This window comes from Sphingomonas sp. Leaf17 (assembly GCF_001421505.1).
Classification (GTDB): Bacteria; Pseudomonadota; Alphaproteobacteria; order Sphingomonadales; family Sphingomonadaceae; genus Sphingomonas.
Window position 1 is genome coordinate 354,617 of record NZ_LMKL01000004.1, and the last position, 22,610, is coordinate 377,226.

The following is a 22,610-nucleotide window of genomic DNA, read 5'->3' on the forward strand; positions in this document are numbered from 1 at the left end:
GCCTTCGCACTCATATCCGGGACAGCCCTGCGCCCATGTTCGCCTTTCTTCTCGTCGTCCACGCCATCATCGCCGCCGCGCTCGTCACGGTGATCCTCATGCAGCGGTCGGAAGGCGGCGGCCTGGGCATGGGCGGCAGCCCGTCCGGCCTGATGTCGGCGCGTGGCGCGGCGGATTTCCTGACCCGTGCCACGACCATCCTGGCGACGCTGTTTGTCGGCTTCTCGATCGTGCTGGCGGTATTCGCCGCCAACCATCGCAGCGGCGCGATCGACACGTCGCTCGCGCGCAAGCCCGTGGCGCAGGCTCCGGTGGCCGGCGCCCCGGCGGCCCCCGCTGCCGCACCCGCTGACAACAGCGCCGTACCGCTGGCCAACTGACGGCCACGCGCTACCGTTAAATCGCCCCCGCGCGTCGCGCGGGAGGCTTTCGTTCGACATCATTACACGCTAGGCGGTATCTCCCATGGCGCGGTTTATTTTCATCACCGGCGGCGTGGTCTCGTCGCTCGGCAAAGGTCTCATGGCGGCATCGCTGGCGGCGCTGTTGCAGGCGCGCGGCTACCGTGTGCGGATCCGCAAGTTCGATCCCTATCTGAACGTCGATCCCGGCACGATGAGTCCGTATCAGCACGGCGAGGTCTATGTGACCGACGACGGCGCGGAAACCGACCTCGACCTTGGCCATTACGAACGCTTCACCGGCGTACCCTCGCGCCAGAGCGACAACGTCACGTCGGGCCGGATATATCAGACGATCATCCAGCGCGAGCGGCGCGGCGACTATCTGGGCGCGACGGTGCAGGTCATTCCGCACGTCACCGACGCGATCAAGGCGTTCGCGCGGGCCGAAACCGACGATCTCGATTTCGTGCTGTGCGAGATCGGCGGAACGGTCGGCGATATCGAATCGCTGCCGTTCATCGAGTCAATCCGCCAGTTGAAGAACGATCTGGGTCGCGGCAATGCGATCAGCATCCACGTCACGCTGGTGCCCTATATCGCCGCCGCCGGCGAGTTGAAGACCAAGCCGACCCAGCATTCGGTGCGCGAACTGGCCGCGCTGGGCGTGCAGCCCGATGTGCTGGTCTGCCGCTGCGAACACCCGCTGCCAGCGTCGGACCGGGCCAAGATCGCGCAGTTCTGCAACGTGCCGGCCTCAGCCGTGATTCCGGCACTGGATGCCAAGAGCATCTACGCCGTACCCCTGCAATATCACGGCGAGGGGCTGGACGAGGAAGTCCTGCGTGCGTTCGGCCTGCCGGTCGAGGGCAAGCCCGACCTGTCGCGCTGGACCGAGATTACCGACCGCCTGACCAACCCGGAGGGCGAGGTGACGGTCGGCGTCGTCGGCAAATATGTCGGCCTGCAGGATGCGTACAAGTCGTTGAACGAGGCGCTGGTGCATGGCGGCATCGCCAACCGGGTCAAGGTCAACATCCGCTGGATCGACGCCGAACTGTTCGAGGGCGACGACGCCGATATCGCCGCCAGCCTGGAGCCGCTGCACGCGATCCTGGTCCCGGGCGCGTTCGGCGAGCGCGGGGCCGAGGGCAAGATCGCCAGCGTGCGGTTTGCGCGGGAAAAGCGCGTGCCGTATTTCGGCATCTGCTTCGGCATGCAGATGGCCTGTGTCGAGGCCGCCCGCGATACTGCCGGCATCACCGACGCATCATCGACCGAGTTCGGCCCGACCAGCCAGCCGGTCGTCGGCCTCATCAACGAATGGATGGGCCGAGACGGGCTGGAGAAGCGCGAGGCGAGCGGCGATTTGGGCGGCACGATGCGGCTGGGCGCGTATGACGCGAAGCTCGACGGGAACAGCGTGGTCGCGTCGATCTATGGCGGCACTGCGATCAGCGAACGGCACCGGCACCGCTACGAGGTCAACACCAATTATCGCGAGGCGCTGGAAAAAGGCGGACTGGTATTCTCCGGCATGTCGCCGGACGACACATTGCCCGAGATCGTCGAGCGGCCCGATCATCCGTGGTTCGTCGGGGTTCAGTTCCACCCCGAACTGAAATCAAAGCCGTTCGACCCGCATCCCCTGTTCGCCAGCTTCATCGCGGCGGCGGTGGCGCAAAGCCGGCTGGTCTGATCCGAAAGCAGGTGCCCCGTCCGTGCGGACGAGGCACCTTTTCGACTTAGGCGGCCTGATCGACCGTTGGCGCGGCGTCGACGGCGCTCAGCGGTGTGCCAGACCGGATCGCCACCGACTTCGGCTTCATCGCCTCGGGCACTTCGCGGACCAGGTCGATAACGAGCAGACCGTCGTTCAGCCGTGCATCGTCGACCAGCACGAAATCGGCCAGTTCGAAACGGCGTTCAAAGCTGCGATTGGCGATGCCGACGTGCAGGAACTGCCCCTCCGATTTCGGTTCGTCCTTGCGACCGGCCACCAGCAGCAGGTTTTGCTGCGCGGTTATGTCGATTTCATCGCGGGTGAACCCGGCAACCGCCAATGTGATGCGGTATCGGTCCTGCGCGATCCGCTCCAGATTGAACGGGGGATAATTTTCCGCCGTCGCCCGCGAATTGGTTTCGATCATGTCGAACAGCCGGTCGAAGCCGATGGTGGAACGGCGATAGGGGGTAAGATCAAGTCGCATGTTAAAGCCTCTCTTGAGCACTAAGCGATGATGTCCCGCGCCCGGACCATCCGCGACGCGAGGGTTTCGTGCGGTCCGTCAGCGGCACCGCACGGACAGGAAAATGGGAGCCGTCACGGCGGCGTCAAGATCCGGGCGGCACGAAAAATAGGTCGTAAAGTTCAGCTTTAGTGGCGGCAACGCCGTCACGCTTTCATTTCCCATCGAATCAGTGGACGATTGCCTGGACTACACTTCAGGGGCCTTCGTCATGTCGATCACCATCGCTCTCATCCTGCTGCAATCCGCGCCGGTGAGCGTTCCGCCGCCGCCCCCCACACCCGCACCGACGCAATCGGACCAGGGCGATGAAACAGGCCGGGCCGGGCCGGCGGTCGGCGATGCCGGCGGGGAAATCATCGTCACCGCCCGCCGCCGCGCCGAATCGATCCAGCGCGTGCCGATCGCCATGTCGGTCATCGGCGGGTCGGCGCTGGCCGAGACGGGGGCCTATAATGTCGGCCGACTGACGCAGTTGCAGCCCAGCCTGCAATTCTATTCGACCAACCCGCGCAATTCGGCCGCCAACATCCGGGGGCTGGGGGCGCCGTTCGGGCTGACCAACGACGGTATCGAACAGGGCGTCGGCATCTATGTCGATCAGGTCTACAATGCGCGCATCGCCGCCGCGACGTTCGACTTCACCGATGTCGAGCGGGTCGAAATCCTGCGCGGACCGCAAGGGACGCTGTACGGCAAGAACACCACGGCCGGCGCGATCAACGTGACGTCGCGCCCGCCCAGCTTTTCGCCCGAGGCGCGCGCGGAGGTCACGTACGGCAATCTCGATTTCGTCCAGGCCAAGGCGTCGGTGTCCGGGCCGCTGGTCGACGACACGGTCGCGATCCGCCTGTCCGCGGGCTATACCAGCCGGCGCGGCACGATCTACAACGTGACCTCGCGGCACTATGTCAATTCGCAGGACAACCTGTCGCTCCGCAGCCGCATCCTGTGGAGGGCGATGCCGACCCTGAACCTGACGCTGTCGGGGGATTACAACTACCAGAACCCGGATTGCTGCGCGCAGATCTATGCCCGCACCGGTCCAACCCAGCGCCCGCTGAGCCGGCAATATGCGGCCCTGGCCCGCGCCTTCGGTTATGCCCCGCCAAGCACCAATGCGTTCGACCGGGTGACAGACCTCGACACGCCGCTGCGAGCGAAGCAGGAACTGGGCGGGCTGTCGCTGCTGGCGGAATGGGATGTCGGGCCGGGCACGCTGACGTCGGTCAGCGCGTGGCGGTTCTGGAACTGGAACCCGTCGAACGACCGCGACTTCACCGGCCTGCCGATCACGTCGGTGTCGGCCAATCCGTCGCAACAGCGCCAGGTCAGCCAGGAACTGCGCTATGCGTCGAACGGGACCAACACCGTCGATTATGTCGGCGGTCTGTTCTACTTTCACCAGACGATCGACACGCAGGGGTTGCAGGTCCAGGGCAGCGCCGCGAGCCGCTGGCTGCTGAACCCGATATCAACCAACGCGAACAATCCCGCGGTCCTGAACGGCCTGCGCTCGACCAACACGATCGGCTTTGCCAACACCAGCGCTGCCGCGTTCGGCAAGCTGACCTGGCATGTCACCGACCGCTTCAGCATCCAGCCGGGGCTGCGCGTCAACTATGACAAGAAGGATGGATCCTATGTCTCGACCGTTGTGACCGGCACTGGCAGCAGCATCTTGAACAGTGACCAGCGCGGCGTGCTGGCCCCGCAAAGCTACGACCCCAGTTTCGATGACTGGAATGTATCCGGCGACGTGACGGCAGCCTATGATTTCAGCGACGATGTCCATGGATATGCCACCTATGCGCGCAGCTTCAAATCGGGCGGCATCAACCTGTCGGGCCTGCCGCTCGACGCCGCCAACATGCCGATCCTGTCCGCCAGCACGGTGAAGCCGGAGACGGTCAATCATTACGAGCTTGGCCTGAAGACGCAGTTCCTGAACCGCCGCGCCACGGTCAATCTTGCCGCCTTCTGGACCGAGATCGGCGATTATCAGGCGACGGTCACCAACGGACAGCTTGGGGTTCTGCGCGGCTATCTGGCCAATGCCGCGAAGGTTCGGGTGAAGGGCGTGGAGGCCGATGTCGCCTTCCGCCCGACCGAACGGTTGAACCTCTACGTCAACGCCGCCTACACCGATGCGAAGTACGCCAAGTTCGTCGACGCGCCATGCCCGCCCGAACTGTCGGGCGGCAGCGCGGCCAGCGCCACCAATCCGGCCAGCGCGGCGGGTACGGCAGGCGGGGCCAGCCCGGCCAATTGCGATATCTCGGGCCAGATCCTTCCCGGCGTTTCCAAATGGGCGTTTTCCTATGGTGGCGAATACAATTTTCCCGCCAGCCTGTTCGGGATCGATGGCCAGTTCTACGCCGGCGTCGATGGCAGCTATCGGTCGACCTTCTCATCCAACCCGTCGCGGTCGATCGCGACCGATATCGACGGCTATGCGCTGACCAATTTCCGGCTGGGGTATCGCAAGGACGGCGACTGGAACGTCTTTGGCTGGCTGCGCAATGCGTTCGACACCGACTATTACGAACTGCTCGCCACCCAGTCGGGGAGCACCGGACTGGTCGTGGGTCAGCCGGGCGATCCACGAACCTATGGCGTGACCCTGTCAAAGACGTTCTGATCCGGTTCAGCTTCGACGTTCCACACCCGTGACGGGCGGGCTGGAGCCGGGCAGGGGGCGTGAATTGGAAGCTCCCGCGCCCTGCCCGGTGCCAGCCGCCTGACGACAGAATCCGACGGGTGACCCGGTCGGATTTGCAAAGAACCGATGCCAGTGGAAAGTATTCGATGATGCCGGACAAGCAAACGCCCGGACCGTTTCCGATCCGGGCGCCTGCGTGACGATCGCTCGTCAGCCCCCTTGTCCCACTCTCGCCCTCACGCCTTTGCGGCGGGGCGTTGGAGTTATCCCCGAACCACGGCCATTGCCTGTGTCTCAGTGATTGTGTTGCTAGGAAACATGGCGGCTGTTGTCACGGGCTTTGCGGCGTCATCGCCACGATTGCCCTGATGCTGTGGCGAATCCGCAACAGCGTGACCATCGGTTGCCAGCCGGTTCGGCCCGCCGTAGAGCCGGGCAACATACCCTACCTATCGGACCTGTTTTTCCCATGATCCTGTCGCGCTACGAACGGATGATCGCCCGGCGCTATCTGCTGCCGGGCAAGGGGGAAGCCTTCATCTTTCTCGTGGCTTCCATCAGCCTGGTGGCGGTGATGCTGGGTGTTGCCGCGCTCATTATCGTGATGAGCGTGATGAACGGCTTTCGCGCCGAGCTGTTCGACAAGATCGTCGGGTTGAACGGCCATGCGGTAGTGCAGGGCATCGGTGGACGCTTGCCCGACTGGCGCGACATCGTGGCGCAGGCCAAGGCGACGCCCGGCGTCACGCGCGCGGTGCCGATGATCGAACAGCCGCTGATGACCACCTATAACGGCCGGGTCGAGGCGGTGCTGGTGCGCGGGATGCGCGTGGAGGATATCCGCCGCAATTCGACGATCCAGAACAAGATCGTGCTGGGATCGCTGGCGTCGATCACTGCCGGCAGCGGCCGGATCGCCATCGGCTCGCGACTCGCCGAGGCGCTGGGCGCACAGGTTGGCAGCAGCATAACGCTGGTCAATCCGGCCGGCGCGACGACGCCGTTCGGCACCATGCCGCGCTATGTCGCCTACACCGTCGGTGCGATCTTCGAGATCGGCGTGTACGATTACGACAAGGCCTATGTCGTGATGCCGATCGAGGATGCGCAGACGCTGCTGCTGCTCGGCGACAATGTCGGGATGGTCGAACTGCAGACGACCGATGCGGACAAGGTGGACCAGATCCTGCGGCCCCTGGCGCAGAAGATCGGCGGGCGCGGCCTGATCGCCGACTGGCGGACGATGAACGCGCAGTTGTTCGAGGCGCTGGCGGTCGAGCGGGTGGCGATGTTCACGGTACTGTCGATCATCATCCTGGTCGCGGTGTTCAACATCCTGTCGTCACTCATCATGCTGGTGCGCGCCAAGACGCGGGACATCGCGATTTTGCGGACGATGGGGGCGACTCGTGGTGGGCTGATGCGGATCTTCATGGTGGTCGGCACGACGATCGGTGCGCTGGGTACGATCGCGGGGCTGGGCCTTGGGTTCGTGTTCCTGTTCTACCGGCAGGGGGTGGTGAACTTCATCCAGCTGGTGACCGGCCAGAACCTGTGGGATCCGTCGATCCGATACCTGACCGAACTGCCGTCCAAGACCGATCCGGTCGAGGTCACCGTCATCACCCTGATGGCACTGATCTTCAGCTTCCTGGCCACGCTGTATCCGGCGTGGAAGGCGGCGAGTACCGATCCCGTACAGGTGTTGCGTTATGAGTGAACCCGTCCTCCAGACCACCGGGCTGGCGCGCAGCTTCAGGCAGGGTGAGGAAACCATCCACGTTCTGCGCGGCGTCAACCTGACGATCGCGCCGGGCGAGATCGTCGCGCTGCTGGGACCATCCGGTTCGGGCAAGTCGACCCTTCTACAGGCGGTCGGCCTGCTGGAGGGCGGGTTCGAGGGGTCGATCCGCATCGCCGGTAAGGAGGCGTCGAAGCTGGACGCGCACGGCCGCACCGTCGTGCGCCGTGACAGCCTTGGCTTCGTCTATCAGTTCCACCACCTGCTGCCTGATTTCAACGCGACCGAGAATGTCGTGCTGCCACAACTGGTGAAGGGCGAGGAGGGTGATATCGCCGCGTTGCGGGCCGCCGACCTGCTGACCGCGCTCGGCCTCGGCCACCGGCTGACCCATCGGCCGAGCCAGTTGTCGGGTGGCGAGCAGCAGCGTGTCGCGGTCGCGCGCGCGCTCGCCAACCGGCCTGCGCTGGTGCTGGCCGACGAGCCGACCGGTAATCTGGACGAGCACACCGCCGACATCGTGCTTGGCGAGTTCCTGCGGCTGGTGCGCGAGGAGGGGACGGCGGCGCTGGTCGCGACCCACAATGAACGGCTGGCGCTGAAGATGGATCGGCTGGTCCGCCTGCATGAGGGCACGCTGACGTGACCGTCTGGACCGACACGCCAACGCTGGTCGGTCGGCACGTCACCCTGCGCCCGCTGGTGCGCGACGACGAGGGTGATCTGGTCACAGCGGCGTCGGCGGGCGATCTGTGGGATCTGTTCTACGCCAATGTGTCGATGCTGAAGACACCGGACCGCTGGTTCGATGCGGTCGAGCGCGATCACGCCGATGGCCGCGCCCTGCCGTTCGCGGTGTGCGATCCGGCGGGCATGGTGGTCGGCAGTACGCGGTTCATGCGGATGGCCCCGGCGCATCGGCGGCTGGAGATTGGGGGCACATTCTATGCCAGGGCGGTGCAGCGGACCGGCGTCAATACCGAGGCGAAGTTGCTGCTGTTGACGCAGGCCTTCGACGTCATGGGATGCCAGTGCGTCCAGATCCGCACCGACGCGCTCAATTTGACCAGCCAGCGCGCGATCGAGCGTCTTGGGGCCAAGCGCGACGGCCTGTTGCGGGGGCATCAGGTCATGGCGAATGGCCGGTTGCGTGACACCGTCGTATACAGCATCCTCGACCGCGAGTGGCCGGCGGTCCGGCAGAACCTGCAATTCCTGCTCGCCCGCGGAAGGTATTCGGCATGACCGGCATAACGGATTTCACGGTTAAGGGCGCGGATGGCGGCAGCGTGTCGCTGGCCGATTACGCCGGCCAGGTGCTTCTGATCGTCAACACCGCCTCGAAATGCGGGTTTACGCCGCAATATGCCGGTCTTGAGGCGCTCCACCGCGACTATGCCGAACGTGGATTCGCGGTGCTGGCATTTCCGTGCAACCAGTTCGGCGCGCAGGAACCGGGCGATGCCGCCGAAATCGCCAGCTTCTGCTCGCTGACTTACGACGTCACCTTTCCGGTGTTCGCGCGTGTCGACGTAAACGGCGGTTCCGCCGACCCGTTGTTCGATCGCCTGAAGGCAGACGCACCCGGCGTGCTGGGCACGAAGGCGATCAAGTGGAACTTCACCAAGTTTCTGGTCGACCGGGCCGGCCATACGGTCGCACGTCACGCCCCCACGACCAAACCCGAGGATCTGCGCGCCGAGATCGAGGCGCTGCTGTAGGGCGACGGTTCAGGCCGGCGATCCGAACGCGGCCGCGCCCTTGCGGTGGTCCAGCGCGGCGGCGATCGACGTGATGCCGCTGAACAGGAAACTGATCCCGAGGATATAGCCGGGCAGCGTCAGCGCGGAAAATGGCAGGGTCGACAACACGATGACCGCGAGCACGATGTTCAGGATGCCAAGCCCGATCATCCAGCCGCGTCCCCGCTTCAGACGGGTGCCAAACCCGATCTCCATCGCGCCGCGCAGGCCGAGCCAGAGCGCAACCATCAAGGTCAGCGACAGCGCTGCCGTCGCTGGCGCAAATACCATGACCATCCCGACGATCAGCGACAGGATGCCGAACCCGATCGCGTACCCACGCCGCTCATGGCTGCGCCCCGCCAGTCCGGCGGCGATCGACACGCCGCCGGCGATAAGGAAGAATATGCCGATCACCAGCGTCGCGGCATAGGTCGCGGCGAACGGCCACACGAACGCGGCCAATCCCAGAAGTGCCGACAACACGCCCGACGCGAGCATCCAGCCCCAGCCTGCGCCGACCTTTGGCGTCGCGGAGCCGAAATTGCGTGTATCCGTCATGATCCGTGCCTCGCCGATGAAAGTTTCCGCGCAACGGCCCGTCGCGCCGGGAGTTCCGGACCGCTGGTAGAATCATCCCGCAAGGCCTAGGTCATGGCCATGCACTCCGGGTTCGTACCGCTTCGTATCTTTTCGTCCTACACCATGCTGGATGGCGCCATCGAGCCAAAGGCGATCGCCGCCCATGCGCGCAAGCAGGGCTTTCCTGCCGCCGCGCTGACCGACCGCAACGGCCTGTATGCGGCGATGGCGTTTTCCGACGCGGCGAAGAAGGACGGCGTCCAGCCGATCATCGGCACCATGCTGGGCGTGTCGCGCCCCGACATGCCCGAGGGGATCGACGCGATCGACTGGATCGCGCTGTATGCGCAGGACATGGTCGGATACGAAAATCTGTGCGCGCTGGTGTCGCGTGCGCATCTCGACCGGCCGATCGAGCAGGCGGCGCATGTGTCGATGGCCGCATTGGCCGGGCGGACCGACGGACTGATCGCGCTGACCGCAGGTGGGGAGGGGGCGCTGGCCCGCCTGTTCGCCGAGCAGCAACCCGAGCGTGCGTTCGCCTATCTCGATCAGTTGCAGGCGCTGTTCCCCGACCGGTTGTATATCGAGCTGGCTCGCCGCAACGACGCGACCGAGACGGCGGCCGAGGGAGCGCTGATCGACCTGGCCTATGCCCGCAACCTGCCGCTGGTCGCGACCAACCCGTGCTGCTTTGCCGAAAGCGCGTTCGGGGATGCTCACGACATCATGCTGTGCATCGCCCATTCGACCTATGTCGAAAGCGCGGACCGGATCCGCAGTTGCCCCGACGCATGGCTGAAGTCCGCCGACACCATGAAGGCGCTGTTCGCCGACCTGCCCGAAGCGATCGAAAACACCTTGGTCGTGGCGCAACGGTGCGCGGTGATGGCCCCGTATCGCAAGCCGATCCTGCCAACGCTGGCGGGCGATTTGTCGGGTGAAGCCAAGATGTTGCGCGACGATGCCGCTGCCGGACTTGAAGCGCGGCTCGACCGGATCGAGCAATTGGGGACGCAACCGGCGGACGATCCCGACTGGCGCGCGGTCTATCGCGCGCGGCTGGCGTTTGAGGTCGACGTCATCGTCCAGATGGGTTTTCCCGGCTATTTCCTGATCGTCGCGGATTTCATCAAATGGGCGAAGGACCATGACATCCCGGTCGGCCCGGGTCGTGGTTCGGGCGCGGGGTCGGTCGTCGCCTGGGCGCTGACGATCACCGATCTCGATCCGATCAAGCTGGGCCTGCTGTTCGAGCGATTCCTGAACCCGGAGCGCGTGTCGATGCCCGATTTCGACATCGACTTCTGCGAAACCCGCCGCGGCGAGGTCATCCGCTATGTCCAGGAAAAATACGGGCGCGATCAGGTCGCGCAGATCATCACCTTCGGAAAGCTGAAGGCGCGTGCCGTCCTGAAGGATACCGGCCGCGTGCTGCAGATGAGCTATGGCCAGATCGACCGGCTGGCCAAGCTGGTGCCGAACCATCCGACCGATCCCTGGACGTTGGATCGCGCGTTGAACGGTGTCAGCGATCTGGCGAAGGAATACAGCAATGACAATCAGGTACGGAAGTTACTTGATCTTGCAATGAAGCTGGAGGGGCTGCCGCGCCACTCCTCCACCCATGCCGCCGGCGTCGTGATCGGCGACCGTCCGCTGGCGCAACTGGTGCCGCTGTACCGCGATCCCCGGTCCGACATGCCGGTCACCCAGTTCGACATGAAATATGTCGAGGGCGCGGGGCTGGTGAAGTTCGACTTTCTTGGCCTGAAGACGCTGTCGGTGCTGAAGAAGGGCCTGCAACTGCTTGCGAAGCGAGGGATAGTTGTCGATCTGGATGGTCTGACCTGGGACGACGAGGGCGTCTACGCGCTGCTCCAGAAGGGCGACACCGTCGGCGTCTTCCAGCTTGAGTCCGAGGGGATGCGACGCACGCTGTCGGCGGTGAAGCCGTCCAATTTCGGCGACATCATCGCGCTCGTGTCGCTCTATCGACCGGGGCCGATGGACAACATCCCGAGCTTCGGCCGGCGCAAGAACGGGCAGGAGGATATCGCCTATCCGCATCCGCTGCTCGAACAGATCCTGTCCGAAACCTACGGGATTTTCGTCTATCAGGAACAGGTGATGCAGGCCGCGCAGATCCTGGCCGGCTTTTCGCTGGGCGGCGCGGATCTGCTGCGCCGCGCGATGGGCAAGAAGATCAAGGCGGAGATGGACGCGCAGCGCGCGATTTTCGTCAAGGGATGCGCCGAGGTGAACGGCATCCCCAAGGCGAAGGCGAACGAGCTGTTCGACTTGATTGACAAGTTCGCCGGCTATGGCTTCAACAAGAGTCACGCCGCGGCTTACGCGCTGCTGGCCTATCAGACCGCGTGGATGAAAGCGCATTATCCGCATGAATTCTACGCGGCTTCGATGTGTTACGACATGGCGCAGACAGACAAGCTGAACATCTTCGTTGACGATATGCGACGGATGGGCGTGGCCGTGCTGCCGCCGTGCATCAATGCGAGCCAGGCCGAGTTCGACGTCGAGGAAACCGCCGACGGCCTCGCCGTGCGCTTCGCGCTCGCCGCGCTGAAAAGCGTCGGCGAGGGGGCGATGGAAAAGCTGGTGGTCGAGCGCGAGGCCAATGGTCCCTATCCCGGTCTTGATGCGATCGCATTACGCGTCGATCCGCGCCTGCTGAACAAGCGCCAGGTCGAGACGCTGGCGGCAGCAGGCGCGTTCGACGCGCTCGATCCCAATCGCGCCGGGATCCATGCGGCCGCAGAGACCATTCTTGCCATCGCCGCGCGAACTCATGCGGCCAAGACCAGCGGGCAGGGTGGCCTGTTCGGCGACGCGGAGCCGGCCGGCGATGCGATCCGCCTGTCGACCACCGCGCGCTGGACGCTGGCCGAGCGAATGGAGCAGGAAAAGGAGGCGTTCGGCTTCTATTTTTCCGCGCATCCGGTCGATCGCTATGCGCATATCGCCAAGAGCCACGGCGCGCGCAGCTATACCGCGCTGACCGAACTCGCGATCCCCAGTGACGGCAGCCGGGCCGGCGCGACGATGGCGGTGCTGGTCGAGGATGCGCGCTGGCGAACCTCCGCGCGCGGCAAGCGGTACATGATGGCGATGCTGTCGGACGCGAGCGGACAGTTTGCCGCGACCTGTTTCGACGATGCGGTCGCCCGCGATCTGGAGGAGGCGGCCAAGGTCGGCGGATGCGGACTGGTGACGGTCGAACTCGACCGCAAGCCGGGCGAGGACACGCCGCGCGTGTCGGTCGCGCGAATCCAGCCGTTCGAAACGCTGGCCAGCAACGCGCGGTTCGTGATCGAGGTGAGGATCGCCGACCAGCGCGCGTTCGCCGCGCTGGCTGCAATGCTCGCCGATCATCGTGGCGGGCGTGGCGAGGTGCGCGCGCGCCTGCCGCTGGGCGATGGGGAGGCGGTTGTGCTGCTGGGGCGCGACTTCCTGCTGGACGCCGAACTTGCGGCCCGGATCGAGACGTTGCACGGTATCGCCGACGTTGCGCTGAAGGCCTCCGAAACGAGGCTCGCGCTCGTCGGATAGCATGCCCGGTGCACCGGGCGTCTGCGGGAGAGAGCGATGCTTGGGTCAATGCAGGATTTCGAATTGCGGGTGCCGCGCCTGATCGACCATGCCGCGCGCGAATATGGCGACCGGCCGGTCATCACGCGATGGGCCGATGGGCGCGAAGCCCGGTCGGACTGGGCGGGCGTTGCACGCGACGCGCGCAGACTGGCGCAGGCGCTTGAAGCGCTTGGCATCAAGCGCGGCGACCGGGTTGCGACGATGGCGATGAACCACGGCCATCACCTGGCCGCGTGGTACGGCGTGATCGGTATGGGCGGCGTCCTGCACACGCTGAACCCCCGGCTGTTCGACGATCAACTGGTCTACATCGCCAACCATGCCGAGGACCGCGTGCTGCTCTATGATCGCGCGTTCCAGCCGATCGTCGACCGGCTGCGCGACCGGCTGACCAGCATCGACCATTATGTGGTGATGGATGGTGACTGCCCGGATTCGTTTCGCGCCATGGTCGATGCGCAGGACGGCGACTATGCCTGGGCAGAGGGCGACGAGCGCGAACCGTGCATGTTGTGCTACACCAGCGGCACGACCGGTAATCCGAAGGGCGTGCTGTACAGCCATCGGTCGTCGGTGATCCATGCGATGGCGGAGATTCAGCCGGCGGTGTTCGGGCTGGATACGCGGTCCGTCGTGATGCCGATCGTGCCGATGTTCCACGCCGCCGGCTGGGGGCTGAACTTTGCCGGGGCGATGGCGGGCGTGAAGTTCGTGTTCTCCGCCGTGAACGAGCCTGCCGTCCTGTGCGCGCTGATGAACGATGAGAAGGTGACCCATTCGGCGGGCGTCCCGACCGTCTGGATGGGGATGTTCGGGCATATCGACGCGACCGGCGAACAGCCCCGGCATCTGGAACTCGTCACAATCGGCGGGTCCGCTGCACCGCGCGCGATGATCGAGCGGCTGATGCGATCCGGCATCCGCGTGAACCACGCCTGGGGCATGACGGAGACGTCGCCGATCGGGACGATGGGCGCGCGCTCCGCCGATTGGGACGATCTGACGTTCGACCAGCAGGTCGATCAGGTCGCGCGTCAGGGCCGGGTGCCCTTCGGGGTCGAACTGCGCGTGGTCGACGACGACGGGACCGAACAGCCGCGCGACGGGGTAAGCTCGGGCCGGCTGCATTGCCGGGGACCGTGGGTCATCCAGCGCTACTTCCAGGACGAGAGCGGCCCGGCGATCGACGGCGACAACTGGTTCGACACCGGCGACGTTGCGGTCATCCACCCGGACGGCACGATGCAGATCACCGACCGCGCCAAGGACGTTATCAAGTCGGGTGGTGAATGGATCAGCTCGGTCGAGCTGGAGAACGCGGCGGTCGGCCATCCCGACGTTGCGGAAGCCGCCGCGATCGGGGTCGATCATCCGAAATGGGACGAACGGCCCCTGCTGCTGGTCGTGCGCAAGCCGGGAAGCGAGGTGACGGCGGCGGCGATCACCGGGCATCTGTCGGGACAGGTGGCGCGCTGGTGGTTGCCGGATGCGATCGTCTTTGTCGATTCGCTGCCGCACACCGCGACCGGCAAACTGCTGAAGACCGCGTTGCGTGAACAGTATAAGGATTTCACGCTCGCCACGGCCTGACCGGTGGTGGCCGCGCGATCAGAACAGCGTGCCCTGTGCGCTGGCGGGTGGGCGGAACAGGTCGGTTCGCAGGACAATGCGCTCGGCATTCAGGCCGTGCCGGCGGCAGGCGATCCGAAACCGTGTCCGCAACAGGTCCGCCCCTGGACCCTGGCCCTTCATTCGCGAGTGAAAAGCCGGGTCGTTGTCCCGCCCGCCGCGGATCGAGCGGATCGTCGCCATCACCTTGTCGGCGCGATCCGGGAAGTGCGTGTCCAGCCAGGCGCGAAAAAGCGGCGCAACCTCCCACGGCAGGCGGACGGGCATGAAGAACGCGGCGCGTGCCCCGGCCTGCGCCGCGCGCTCCAGCAGATGCTCGATCTCGTGGTCGGTGATCCCCGGGATGACCGGCGCGATCGACACATGCACGGGGATGCCGGCGTCGGCCAGCAGCCGCACCGCGCGCAACCGCCGTTCGGGGTGGGGGGCGCGCGGCTCCAGCGTCATCGCGATCTTCGGCTCCAGGCTGGTGATCGACACGACCACCGACACCAGCCCGCGCTCGGCCATCGGACCCAGCAGGTCCAGGTCGCGCAGGATCCGGTCGGACTTGGTCGTGATGGTCAGCGGATGCCCGGTTTCGGCCAGCACCGCGACGATCGACCGGGTAATCGCCCAGTCTGCCTCGATCGGCTGGTAGGGATCGGTGTTGGTACCGAGCGCGATCGGCGCGACGGCATATCCGGGTTTGGCCAGTGCCGCTCGCAGCAGCGCCGCCGCATCGGGTTTGGCAAACAGCCGACTCTCGAAATCCAGCCCCGGCGACAGGTCGTGCCAGGCATGGCTTGGCCGCGCGAAACAGTAAACGCACCCATGCTCGCAGCCGTTAAAAGGGTTAATGGACTGGGTAAACGGGACGTCCGGCGACGTGTTGTAGGTGACGATGGTCTTCGGCTTGAGCACGGTAACGGTGGTTCGCTGCTTCGGCGGCGCACCGTCGATCAGACGGCGCTCGTCCAGCCAGTCGCCGTCGGGTTCCCGGTCAGGTAGGTTGAACCGCCGGCTGATTGTGTTCTCGGTCGCGCCACGACCTACGTTTTTGGTCATTAATTATTAGAACATAGCACGAACAAGTGTGCAAGCGCGAGCCGTAGCGCAATGTCTGAAAACGCCTAATTGCGGACATTGGGTCGGTGAGCGATAACGCCGTGCATGATCGACCATAGCGAGGAAGCTACCGCCCTTTTCACTCGCTTCGCCGAGAGGCATAGGCTTGTTTATACCGTTGTCCCCGACGCTCCCATTGAGGTGCTTTGGGAGTTTCCAGAACAAGATGGGCTATCGTTTCCCATCACTCTTGGCCTTCAAAATGGTGACGAACTCAATTTCGGCGTTGCTGACTTCTGGTCGAACTTCTTTCCATTCGAAAAGAGCGCCCTCACTTTCGAGCGTGCACTGGATGCATGGGTTGCAGGCGACGCGCGAATAGTGCGTGTCGCGCTTGGCGGACGCGCCCTCCAGCTTCTCGATACCGGCCAGTGGACGACTGTCTACCGGGCGAATTGCCTTCTTCCAGTGCCACGAGACCCAAAGCGGACGATCACCAATCAGTCACTTCCAAAACGGCTTTGAACGCCAGCATTCCACCATCTTCGGACGCTCGCATAACCGTTGCGGGGCTGGTCGCAGCCGCGATAGGGGTTGATCGACCGGTCGAACGGCACGTCGGGGGAGGTGTTGCGGGTGATGATCGTTTTCGGGTGTTCGACGGTGACGGTGGTGCGCAGGGGGGGCGGCACTTCGTCCAGATCGGCGCGCGCATCGAGCCAGTCGCCGTCCGCCTCGACCTGCGCCAAGGCAAACCGGCCGCTTACGATATTCGACGTGGCTCCACGCGAAGGTCGGCGATGGGTCATTGACAAATCATAGTTCGCGATGCAGAACATAGCAAGAACAGGAAAAGGGGATGGCAATGGCGCGATTGCAGTATCTGGAGATGCCGACCGGTGATCTGGCGGCCAGCCGCGCCTTTTACACAGCGGCGTTTGCATGGACCTTCACAGGCTATGGCCCCGATTATGCGGCCACGACCACCGGCGATACCGATGTCGGGCTGGATGCCGGGGCGGACCGGGTGACACGGCCTTTGCCAGTGATCGAGGTCGACGATCTTGCCAGCGTGCAGGCGGCGGTCGAGCGGGCCGGGGGCACGATTACGGTGCCGGTCTTTGCGTTTCCCGGCGGTCGACGATTTCATTTCCGCGATCCCGACGGTCACGAACTGGCGGTGATGCAGGCGGACTGACGGGCGGGATTGAGCGCGCGGCCGTGTCCGCTATGGTTGCGGCGGGTGAGCGCAGCTGGTGAGCACAAGAGGGGGGGGCTGTATGCGGACGGTTTTGGCGACGGTTGCGGCGATGGTGATGGCCGGCATGGCGGCAGGGCCGGCGCAGGCCAAGGATGTCGTGCCGTGCGAAAAGGATATGATCTGCGCGAGCGATCCGACGTCGGTCGCAGCGGCGATGATGAAGGCTGGCTATCAGGCGCTGATCTCCAAGGACGCGACCGGCGATCCGATGATCGAGAGCGCGGCGGCGGGCTACACGTTCACCGTGTATTTCTACGGGTGCGAGAAGGCCGTGCAGTGCGATTCGATCCAGCTCTACGCCTCGTTCAAAAGTGACGGGCGGGATGCCGCATTCGCCAACCAGTGGAACATGAACAAGCGGTTCATGCAGATGTCGATCTCCAAGAGCGGATCGGTTGAGGTGCGCTATGATCTGGCGACGATCGGCGGCGTGAACCGCAAGAACTTCGGCGACGTGCTGGACTGGTGGAGCGCGATGCTGGGCGAGCTTGGCAAATATTTCGACGCCAATCCGGTTGCCGCCAAGGCTGGCGCGGCTGCACCTTCTCCGGGCAAAACCGCGCCAAAAATCTGAACGTGTGTCGAGATTGTCGGGATCCGGGACTTGGCCGATCCCGGCGGGTCGTCCCGGATCTTGGGAATATGCCGCTGATTGAGACCAGTGTCGCTACCCAAGGGCCGCCGCCGTCAGCGGCAGATCACCGTTCCAGCAGGCGCGGCATCAGTTCGACGAAGTTGCAGGGGCGGTGGCGGCTGTCCAGCTGCTCGCGCAGTATCCCGTCCCAACCATCCTTCACCGCGCCGGTCGAACCGGGCAGCGCGAAGATATAGGTGCCGCGCGTGACGCAGGCGCAGGCGCGGGACTGGACCGTCGACGTGCCGATCTTGGCATAGCTGAGCCAGCGGAACAGCTCGCCGAAGCCGTCGATCCTCTTGTCGGCGATCCGGTCGATCGCCTCGGGCGTGACGTCGCGACCGGTGACGCCGGTGCCGCCGGTGGTGATGATGCAATCAATTTGCGGATCGTCGATCCAGCCGTGCAGCCGGGCGACGATCAGGTCCACGTCGTCACGGACGATGGCCCGATCGGCCAGCATATGGCCGGCTTCGATCAGTCGCGCGACCAGCGTATCGCCGGACCGGTCGTCGGCAATGGTTCGCGTGTCGGATACGGTCAGGACGGCAATGCGGACCGGCAGGAACGTCAGCGTCGGATCAATCGGCACGCGTCACCGTCGACTGCGCGCCCACCGCGGCGTTGATCGCGATCGTTGCCCGGCTGGCGTTGGCGGAGGCGCGGACATTGGGCTGCGCGTTCATGCGGATGGCGGTCGCGCCGGGCAGGCCCGGGAAGCGCGGCCACATGCCCTGCGCCAGCGCCTTGCGGCTGGCCGATGCCGACTTGCCGGCCTGGCCCTCGTACATCCAGTAATTGCGCAGGACGGTGGTCACGTAACCGCGCGTTTCCCAATAGGGGATGCTTTCGATGTAGAGCAGCGGATCGCCGTGATCGTGGACGATGGCGTTCCAGTCGCCGACCGGGCGCGGACCGGCGTTATAGGCGGCGATCACCTTGGGCAGCAGCCCGCCGGTCACGCCGGCCATGTCGCGCAGGCGCTCCAGGTGACGTTGACCGATATCCATGTTGGTCGACGGCTTGGTCAGCGCTTGCTTGTCGAGCGATCCCAGACCGCGTTCGCGCGCGAAATCGGTCGCCGCGGCCGGCATGATCTGCATCAGGCCGTACGCGCCGGCCGGGCTGACGACTTTGTTGCGGAAACCGGATTCCTCCAGCGTGTGCGCATAGACGAGGGCCTTGTCGACGCGCCAGCCGCTGTCCGGTGTCCAGTTCGGCGTCGGATAGCGCGCCTCCGCCGTGGCGGTGACGCCCCTGGGGCAATTATGCGCCAGCCACACCGTGGTCGATGGCAGATCGAGCGATTCGGCGAGGCGAACAAGATTGCCGAATTCGCGCGGGTCGCCGATCCGTGCCTGTTGCCGGATGACGTCGTCGGCCAGTTCGCTCTCGCCGATCTCGACCAGCGCGGCCGCGACGCGGACATTGGGTCGCTTGTCGAGCGCGACCCAGTCGGTCGCGACGAGGCCGCCAAGCGGCTTGCCCTTGTCGCGCATGGCCAAGGCCTGACGCGCGAGCTGACCATAGAAACTCTCGGTGAACTGCGCCGCCGACTTCAGCCGTGCCTCGACCCGGTCGGGTCGTCCGCAGGCCATGTCGGCGCGCGATGCCCAGTAGAGGGCGGCCGCGCGCATATCGACATCGCCGGCCCGCGCCGCGACGTTTTCAAAGCTGCTTTCGGTCGCGCTGCAATCCTGCTGACGCCACGCGGCCAGCGCGCCGGTCCAGCGCCCGCTGGTCGCCCAGTCGCCAGTGCCGGATGCCGCCTTCGCGCCCATTGCGCGGGCGTTCACGTCGTCGTCGCGCAGGAAATACATCCAGGCGATCTTGGCCTGCCATTCGGTCTGCGCATCGGGCGTCAGGCCGGCGGTCGCATCGAGCAGGGCCTGCGCCTCCGGGGCCATGTCGCCCTTGACGTAGGGCTGCATCTTCACGGCGAGGTCGGCGGCGATCATGTCGCTCTTGACGCTGGCGGCGCGGACGCGACGGGGGGCGCCATCCTGCCAGATCAGCCGCTGTGCGACGGGCAGCGGCGGCAGTTCGACCGCGCCCCCCTGACTTTGCCCCATACGGCTCTGTCCCATACGGCTCTGGGCCATGCGGGCAAGCTGCGCCGCCTGTGGCAGCTCGGGTGCCTCGTTCAGCAGGGCGACCAGCGGTTCCAGCGCAACCTTGGGCGATCCCTTGGCGGTGTACAGTTCGGCGCGGGCGATCGCATGCAGCGGGCCGGGCTTCATCGCGTCGAGCTGCAACTGCGCATCGGTCCACTTGCCGTCGCGGATGGCGGCGAAGACGGCGCGGTAATTCTCGCGCTGGGTCGCGTCCATCTGGCCCGGAATGGGGGCCTGCGCGGCCGGCATCGTGCGCACATCGCCGTTGTCCCCGGCTTCGGCCGGAGCGGCCAGCGCGGGCGACGTAACGAGAACGAGGCTCGCGGCCAGGCTCAAAGTGCGGATCATTCGGTCAGTCCCCCGATCAGCAGCTGCAAATCCTTCCACGCATCGGCCTTCGCGATCGGCTTTTCGATCAGGAAGCGCGGGTGGTGGCTTGCCACGGCCTCACTATGCGCATCACCATAGTTAAAGCGGTGTAAAGTACCGCGCGCGCTCATGAAATCCATCCCGAGGACGGCACGGCTCGCCGCATTGCCCATCAGGAACAGGCGTTTCGGCGCGACCAGCGCGACATGGGCGCGGGCGACTTCACCCAGCCGGGCGTCGAGATCGCGCGCGACACGCCCCGCCGCCGGGCGTTTGACGCATACCGACGCGACATGCACCGAATCACGCGACTGGCCGATCGCCGCCAGCATGCGGTCGAACAGCCGCCCGACGGTGCCCGACAATAATTTTTCCGCGTCGCAATCCTCGCGGTCGGGCTGGTCGACCAGCACCATGATCGCCGCGTCGACCGGGCCGCTGGCCAGGATGGTCGCGCCCGGCCAGCCGGCCTCCGGGGCATGGGGGCCGCCACGCCAGTCGAGGAAGGCGGCGATGGTATCGGGCATTGCCGGCACGGGAACGTCGCTCGCGAGTGCCGTGGCAGGCGGCGATGCCGTAACGTCGGCGACCGGCGCAGGCTTTGCGGGGGGCGGCAGGATCACCGGCTCCTCCACGACCAGCCAGTCGCGCGGCGCGTCCTCGACCAGCACGTCGACGCCGGCCTCCTGCCACCAGTCCAGCGTGCTCGCGGTCAATGCCGCCCAGTCTATTGCCTGATCTGCCCCCATGACCACCCTATAGCTGCCCGGTTGACGTGGCGGTCAACTTGATTGAGTGGCTTGACGGACAGGACGTTGCCGCTGCGCGCCCGACCGACGGGTCCGCGCGGGCGCCTGCGGGAGAGTGATGATGAGCGACCGCGAATCCATGCCGTACGACGTCGTGATCGTCGGTGCCGGCCCGGCGGGCCTGAGTGCCGCGATCCGCCTGAAACAGCTGGCGACCGGGGCCGGGCGCGAGCTGTCGGTCTGCGTCCTGGAAAAAGGGTCGGAGGTTGGCGCGCACATCCTGTCGGGCGCGGTCATCGACCCGCGCAGTCTCGACGAGCTGCTCCCCGACTGGCGCGACCAGGGGTGCCCGCTGGCCGAAGTGCCGGTGACCGACAACCAGCACTGGGTGCTGAGCGCGACCAAGCGCCGCTCGCTGCCGCATTTCCTGACGCCCCCGTTCATGCACAACAAGGGCACCTACACCGGAAGCCTTGCCAATCTGTGCCGCTGGCTGGCGGGACAGGCCGAGGAACTGGGCGTCGAGATCTTCCCCGGTTTCGCGGCGGCCGAAATCCTGTTCGACGACAGCGGGCGGGTGAAGGGTGTCGCGACCGGCGACATGGGCGTCGCACGCGACGGCACGCACAAGGGCGACTATACGCCGGGGCTGGAACTCCACGCGAAGTACACCTTCTTTGCGGAAGGGGTGCGCGGGCACCTGTCCAAGGAGATTATCCGCACCTTCGATCTGGCCAAGGACAGCCAGCCGCAGGTCTACGGCCTTGGCGTCAAGGAATTGTGGGACATCGACCCCGCCAGGCACGCGCCCGGCCGGGTGATCCATACGCAGGGGTGGCCGCTGGGTGACGGCGCGAACGGCGGCGGCTTCATCTATCATCAGGCCAATGGCCAGGTCGCGCTGGGCTTCGTGACATGGCTGAACTACCGCAACCCGTATCTGTCGCCGTTCCAGGAAATGCAGCGGTGGAAGACGCACCCGGAGATCGCCGAACTGCTCAAGGGGGCCAAGCGCGTTTCGTACGGCGCGCGCGCGATCAACGACGGCGGGTTGCAGTCGATCCCGAAGCTGACCTTCAACGGCGGCGTGCTGGTCGGCTGTTCGGCCGGGTTCCTGAACGTGCCGCGGATCAAGGGCACGCACACCGCGATGAAGTCCGGCATGATGGCGGCGGAGGCGGCATTCGCGGCGATCGGCGAGGGGCGCGAGCATGACGAGCTGACCGCCTATACCGCCGCGTTCGAGGCGAGCTGGGTGAAGAAGGAGCTGTCGGTCGTCCGCAACGTCGTGCCGCTGGTCAAGAAGTTTGGTGATTTCGTCGGATCGGCGCTGGCCGGCGTCACGATGTGGGCCGAGCATATCGGCATCAAGATGCCGTTCACGCTCGGTCATCATCCCGATCACGAAAGCCTGTGGCGCAAGGATGAGGTCGCGCCGATCGTCTATCCCAAGGCGGACGGGGTGCTGACCTTCGACCGGCTGTCGTCGGTGTTCCTGTCGAACACCAACCATGAGGAGGACCAGCCGGTCCACCTGACGCTGAAGGATCCCGACATCCCGATCCGCCATAATCTGCCGCTGTATGACGAACCGGCGCAGCGTTATTGCCCGGCCGGCGTTTATGAGGTCGTGGGCGTGGAGACGGGCGATCCAAAGTTCGTCATCAACGCGCAGAATTGCGTCCACTGCAAGACCTGCGATATCAAGGATCCGACCCAGAATATCAACTGGGTCGTACCGGAAGGCGGCGGAGGCCCGAACTATCCCAATATGTAAGCATCTGATCTTCGCACTGGGTCTGAACACGGCGACGTTCG

Annotated in this window: 19 protein-coding genes and 1 pseudogene; 13 read left to right on the forward strand and 7 right to left on the reverse strand. The window is 65.3% G+C overall.

Going from position 1 to position 22,610, the window contains the following annotated elements:
• The first annotated feature begins 35 nt into the window (after positions 1–35).
• Together secG and ASE75_RS05835 are read left to right on the forward strand one after the other, a co-directional pair.
• Positions 36–380 carry a preprotein translocase subunit SecG gene (gene secG / locus ASE75_RS05830; protein WP_055930329.1) on the forward strand — a complete coding sequence of 115 codons (345 nt, stop codon included), beginning with the start codon at positions 36–38 and terminating at the stop codon, positions 378–380.
• A gap of 85 nt (positions 381–465) precedes the next feature.
• The gene (locus ASE75_RS05835; RefSeq protein WP_055930330.1) at positions 466–2,100 is read left to right on the forward strand and encodes a CTP synthase; all 1,635 of its coding nucleotides are present in this window, start codon (positions 466–468) and stop codon (positions 2,098–2,100) included.
• A gap of 46 nt (positions 2,101–2,146) precedes the next feature.
• On the opposite strand, the gene ASE75_RS05840 is transcribed toward ASE75_RS05835, so the two are convergent.
• Positions 2,147–2,611, reverse strand: coding sequence for an Hsp20 family protein (locus ASE75_RS05840; RefSeq protein ID WP_055930333.1), 465 nt, complete (start codon positions 2,609–2,611; stop codon positions 2,147–2,149).
• A 250-nt stretch (positions 2,612–2,861) separates the two neighbouring features.
• Between ASE75_RS05840 and ASE75_RS05845 the strand changes: the two genes are divergently transcribed.
• The 5 genes from ASE75_RS05845 (at position 2,862) to ASE75_RS05865 (ending at position 8,774) form a co-directional block, all read left to right on the forward strand.
• Positions 2,862–5,291, forward strand: a complete 2,430-nt coding sequence (locus ASE75_RS05845; RefSeq protein WP_055930336.1) for a TonB-dependent receptor — start codon at positions 2,862–2,864, stop codon at positions 5,289–5,291.
• A gap of 490 nt (positions 5,292–5,781) precedes the next feature.
• Complete coding sequence (locus tag ASE75_RS05850; RefSeq protein ID WP_055930339.1) at positions 5,782–7,032, forward strand: lipoprotein-releasing ABC transporter permease subunit; 1,251 nt, start codon at positions 5,782–5,784, stop codon at positions 7,030–7,032.
• Positions 7,025–7,699, forward strand: a complete 675-nt coding sequence (locus tag ASE75_RS05855) for an ABC transporter ATP-binding protein (protein WP_055930342.1) — start codon at positions 7,025–7,027, stop codon at positions 7,697–7,699. The genes ASE75_RS05850 and ASE75_RS05855 overlap by 8 nt, the downstream gene beginning before the upstream one ends.
• Positions 7,696–8,298 (forward strand): GNAT family N-acetyltransferase, encoded by a 603-nt coding sequence (locus tag ASE75_RS05860; RefSeq protein ID WP_055930345.1) that lies wholly within the window; start codon positions 7,696–7,698, stop codon positions 8,296–8,298. Before ASE75_RS05855 ends, ASE75_RS05860 begins: the two co-directional genes overlap by 4 nt.
• Complete coding sequence (locus ASE75_RS05865; protein WP_055930348.1) at positions 8,295–8,774, forward strand: glutathione peroxidase; 480 nt, start codon at positions 8,295–8,297, stop codon at positions 8,772–8,774. Before ASE75_RS05860 ends, ASE75_RS05865 begins: the two co-directional genes overlap by 4 nt.
• Positions 8,775–8,783: 9 nt before the next feature.
• Here the strand turns inward: ASE75_RS05865 and ASE75_RS05870 are convergent, their stop codons facing one another.
• Positions 8,784–9,356 carry an HdeD family acid-resistance protein gene (locus ASE75_RS05870; protein ID WP_055930351.1) on the reverse strand — a complete coding sequence of 191 codons (573 nt, stop codon included), beginning with the start codon at positions 9,354–9,356 and terminating at the stop codon, positions 8,784–8,786.
• Between the two features lie 93 nt (positions 9,357–9,449).
• On the opposite strand from ASE75_RS05870, the gene dnaE reads away from it, so the two are divergent.
• Positions 9,450–12,947 (forward strand): DNA polymerase III subunit alpha, encoded by a 3,498-nt coding sequence (dnaE, locus tag ASE75_RS05875; protein ID WP_235512524.1) that lies wholly within the window; start codon positions 9,450–9,452, stop codon positions 12,945–12,947.
• A 36-nt stretch (positions 12,948–12,983) separates the two neighbouring features.
• Positions 12,984–14,579, forward strand: coding sequence for a long-chain fatty acid--CoA ligase (locus ASE75_RS05880; protein WP_055930354.1), 1,596 nt, complete (start codon positions 12,984–12,986; stop codon positions 14,577–14,579).
• A gap of 18 nt (positions 14,580–14,597) precedes the next feature.
• Here the strand turns inward: ASE75_RS05880 and ASE75_RS05885 are convergent, their stop codons facing one another.
• Complete coding sequence (locus ASE75_RS05885; protein ID WP_055930356.1) at positions 14,598–15,665, reverse strand: PA0069 family radical SAM protein; 1,068 nt, start codon at positions 15,663–15,665, stop codon at positions 14,598–14,600.
• A 105-nt stretch (positions 15,666–15,770) separates the two neighbouring features.
• Between ASE75_RS05885 and ASE75_RS15380 the strand changes: the two genes are divergently transcribed.
• Positions 15,771–16,190 carry a hypothetical protein gene (locus ASE75_RS15380; protein WP_156340206.1) on the forward strand — a complete coding sequence of 140 codons (420 nt, stop codon included), beginning with the start codon at positions 15,771–15,773 and terminating at the stop codon, positions 16,188–16,190.
• 50 nt (positions 16,191–16,240) lie between these two features.
• On the opposite strand, the pseudogene ASE75_RS05890 reads toward ASE75_RS15380, so the two are convergent.
• Positions 16,241–16,474 (reverse strand): annotated as a pseudogene (locus tag ASE75_RS05890) (PA0069 family radical SAM protein); the annotation flags it as partial.
• A gap of 56 nt (positions 16,475–16,530) precedes the next feature.
• Between ASE75_RS05890 and ASE75_RS05895 the strand changes: the two are divergent.
• Both ASE75_RS05895 and ASE75_RS05900 read left to right on the forward strand, forming a co-directional pair.
• Positions 16,531–16,863 (forward strand): VOC family protein, encoded by a 333-nt coding sequence (locus ASE75_RS05895; protein ID WP_055930362.1) that lies wholly within the window; start codon positions 16,531–16,533, stop codon positions 16,861–16,863.
• Positions 16,864–16,945: 82 nt separating this feature from the next.
• Positions 16,946–17,500: a YbjN domain-containing protein gene (locus tag ASE75_RS05900; RefSeq protein ID WP_082463826.1), complete on the forward strand. Its 555-nt coding sequence runs from the start codon at positions 16,946–16,948 to the stop codon at positions 17,498–17,500.
• Between the two features lie 124 nt (positions 17,501–17,624).
• On the opposite strand, the gene moaB is transcribed toward ASE75_RS05900, so the two are convergent.
• The 3 genes from moaB to ASE75_RS05915 are packed head-to-tail and all read right to left on the reverse strand — an operon-like array spanning position 17,625 to position 20,792.
• Positions 17,625–18,152 (reverse strand): molybdenum cofactor biosynthesis protein B, encoded by a 528-nt coding sequence (gene moaB, locus ASE75_RS05905; RefSeq protein ID WP_055930368.1) that lies wholly within the window; start codon positions 18,150–18,152, stop codon positions 17,625–17,627.
• Positions 18,142–20,022 (reverse strand): lytic transglycosylase domain-containing protein, encoded by a 1,881-nt coding sequence (locus ASE75_RS05910; RefSeq protein WP_055930371.1) that lies wholly within the window; start codon positions 20,020–20,022, stop codon positions 18,142–18,144. Before ASE75_RS05910 ends, moaB begins: the two co-directional genes overlap by 11 nt.
• Positions 20,019–20,792 carry a uracil-DNA glycosylase family protein gene (locus ASE75_RS05915; protein ID WP_055930375.1) on the reverse strand — a complete coding sequence of 258 codons (774 nt, stop codon included), beginning with the start codon at positions 20,790–20,792 and terminating at the stop codon, positions 20,019–20,021. The genes ASE75_RS05910 and ASE75_RS05915 overlap by 4 nt, the downstream gene beginning before the upstream one ends.
• Before the next feature lie 121 nt (positions 20,793–20,913).
• Here ASE75_RS05915 and ASE75_RS05920 point away from each other — a divergent pair, with 121 nt between their 5' ends.
• On the forward strand, positions 20,914–22,569 hold the full coding sequence (locus ASE75_RS05920) for an electron transfer flavoprotein-ubiquinone oxidoreductase (RefSeq protein ID WP_055931057.1): 1,656 nt from the start codon (positions 20,914–20,916) through the stop codon (positions 22,567–22,569).
• Positions 22,570–22,610 lie beyond the last annotated feature (41 nt).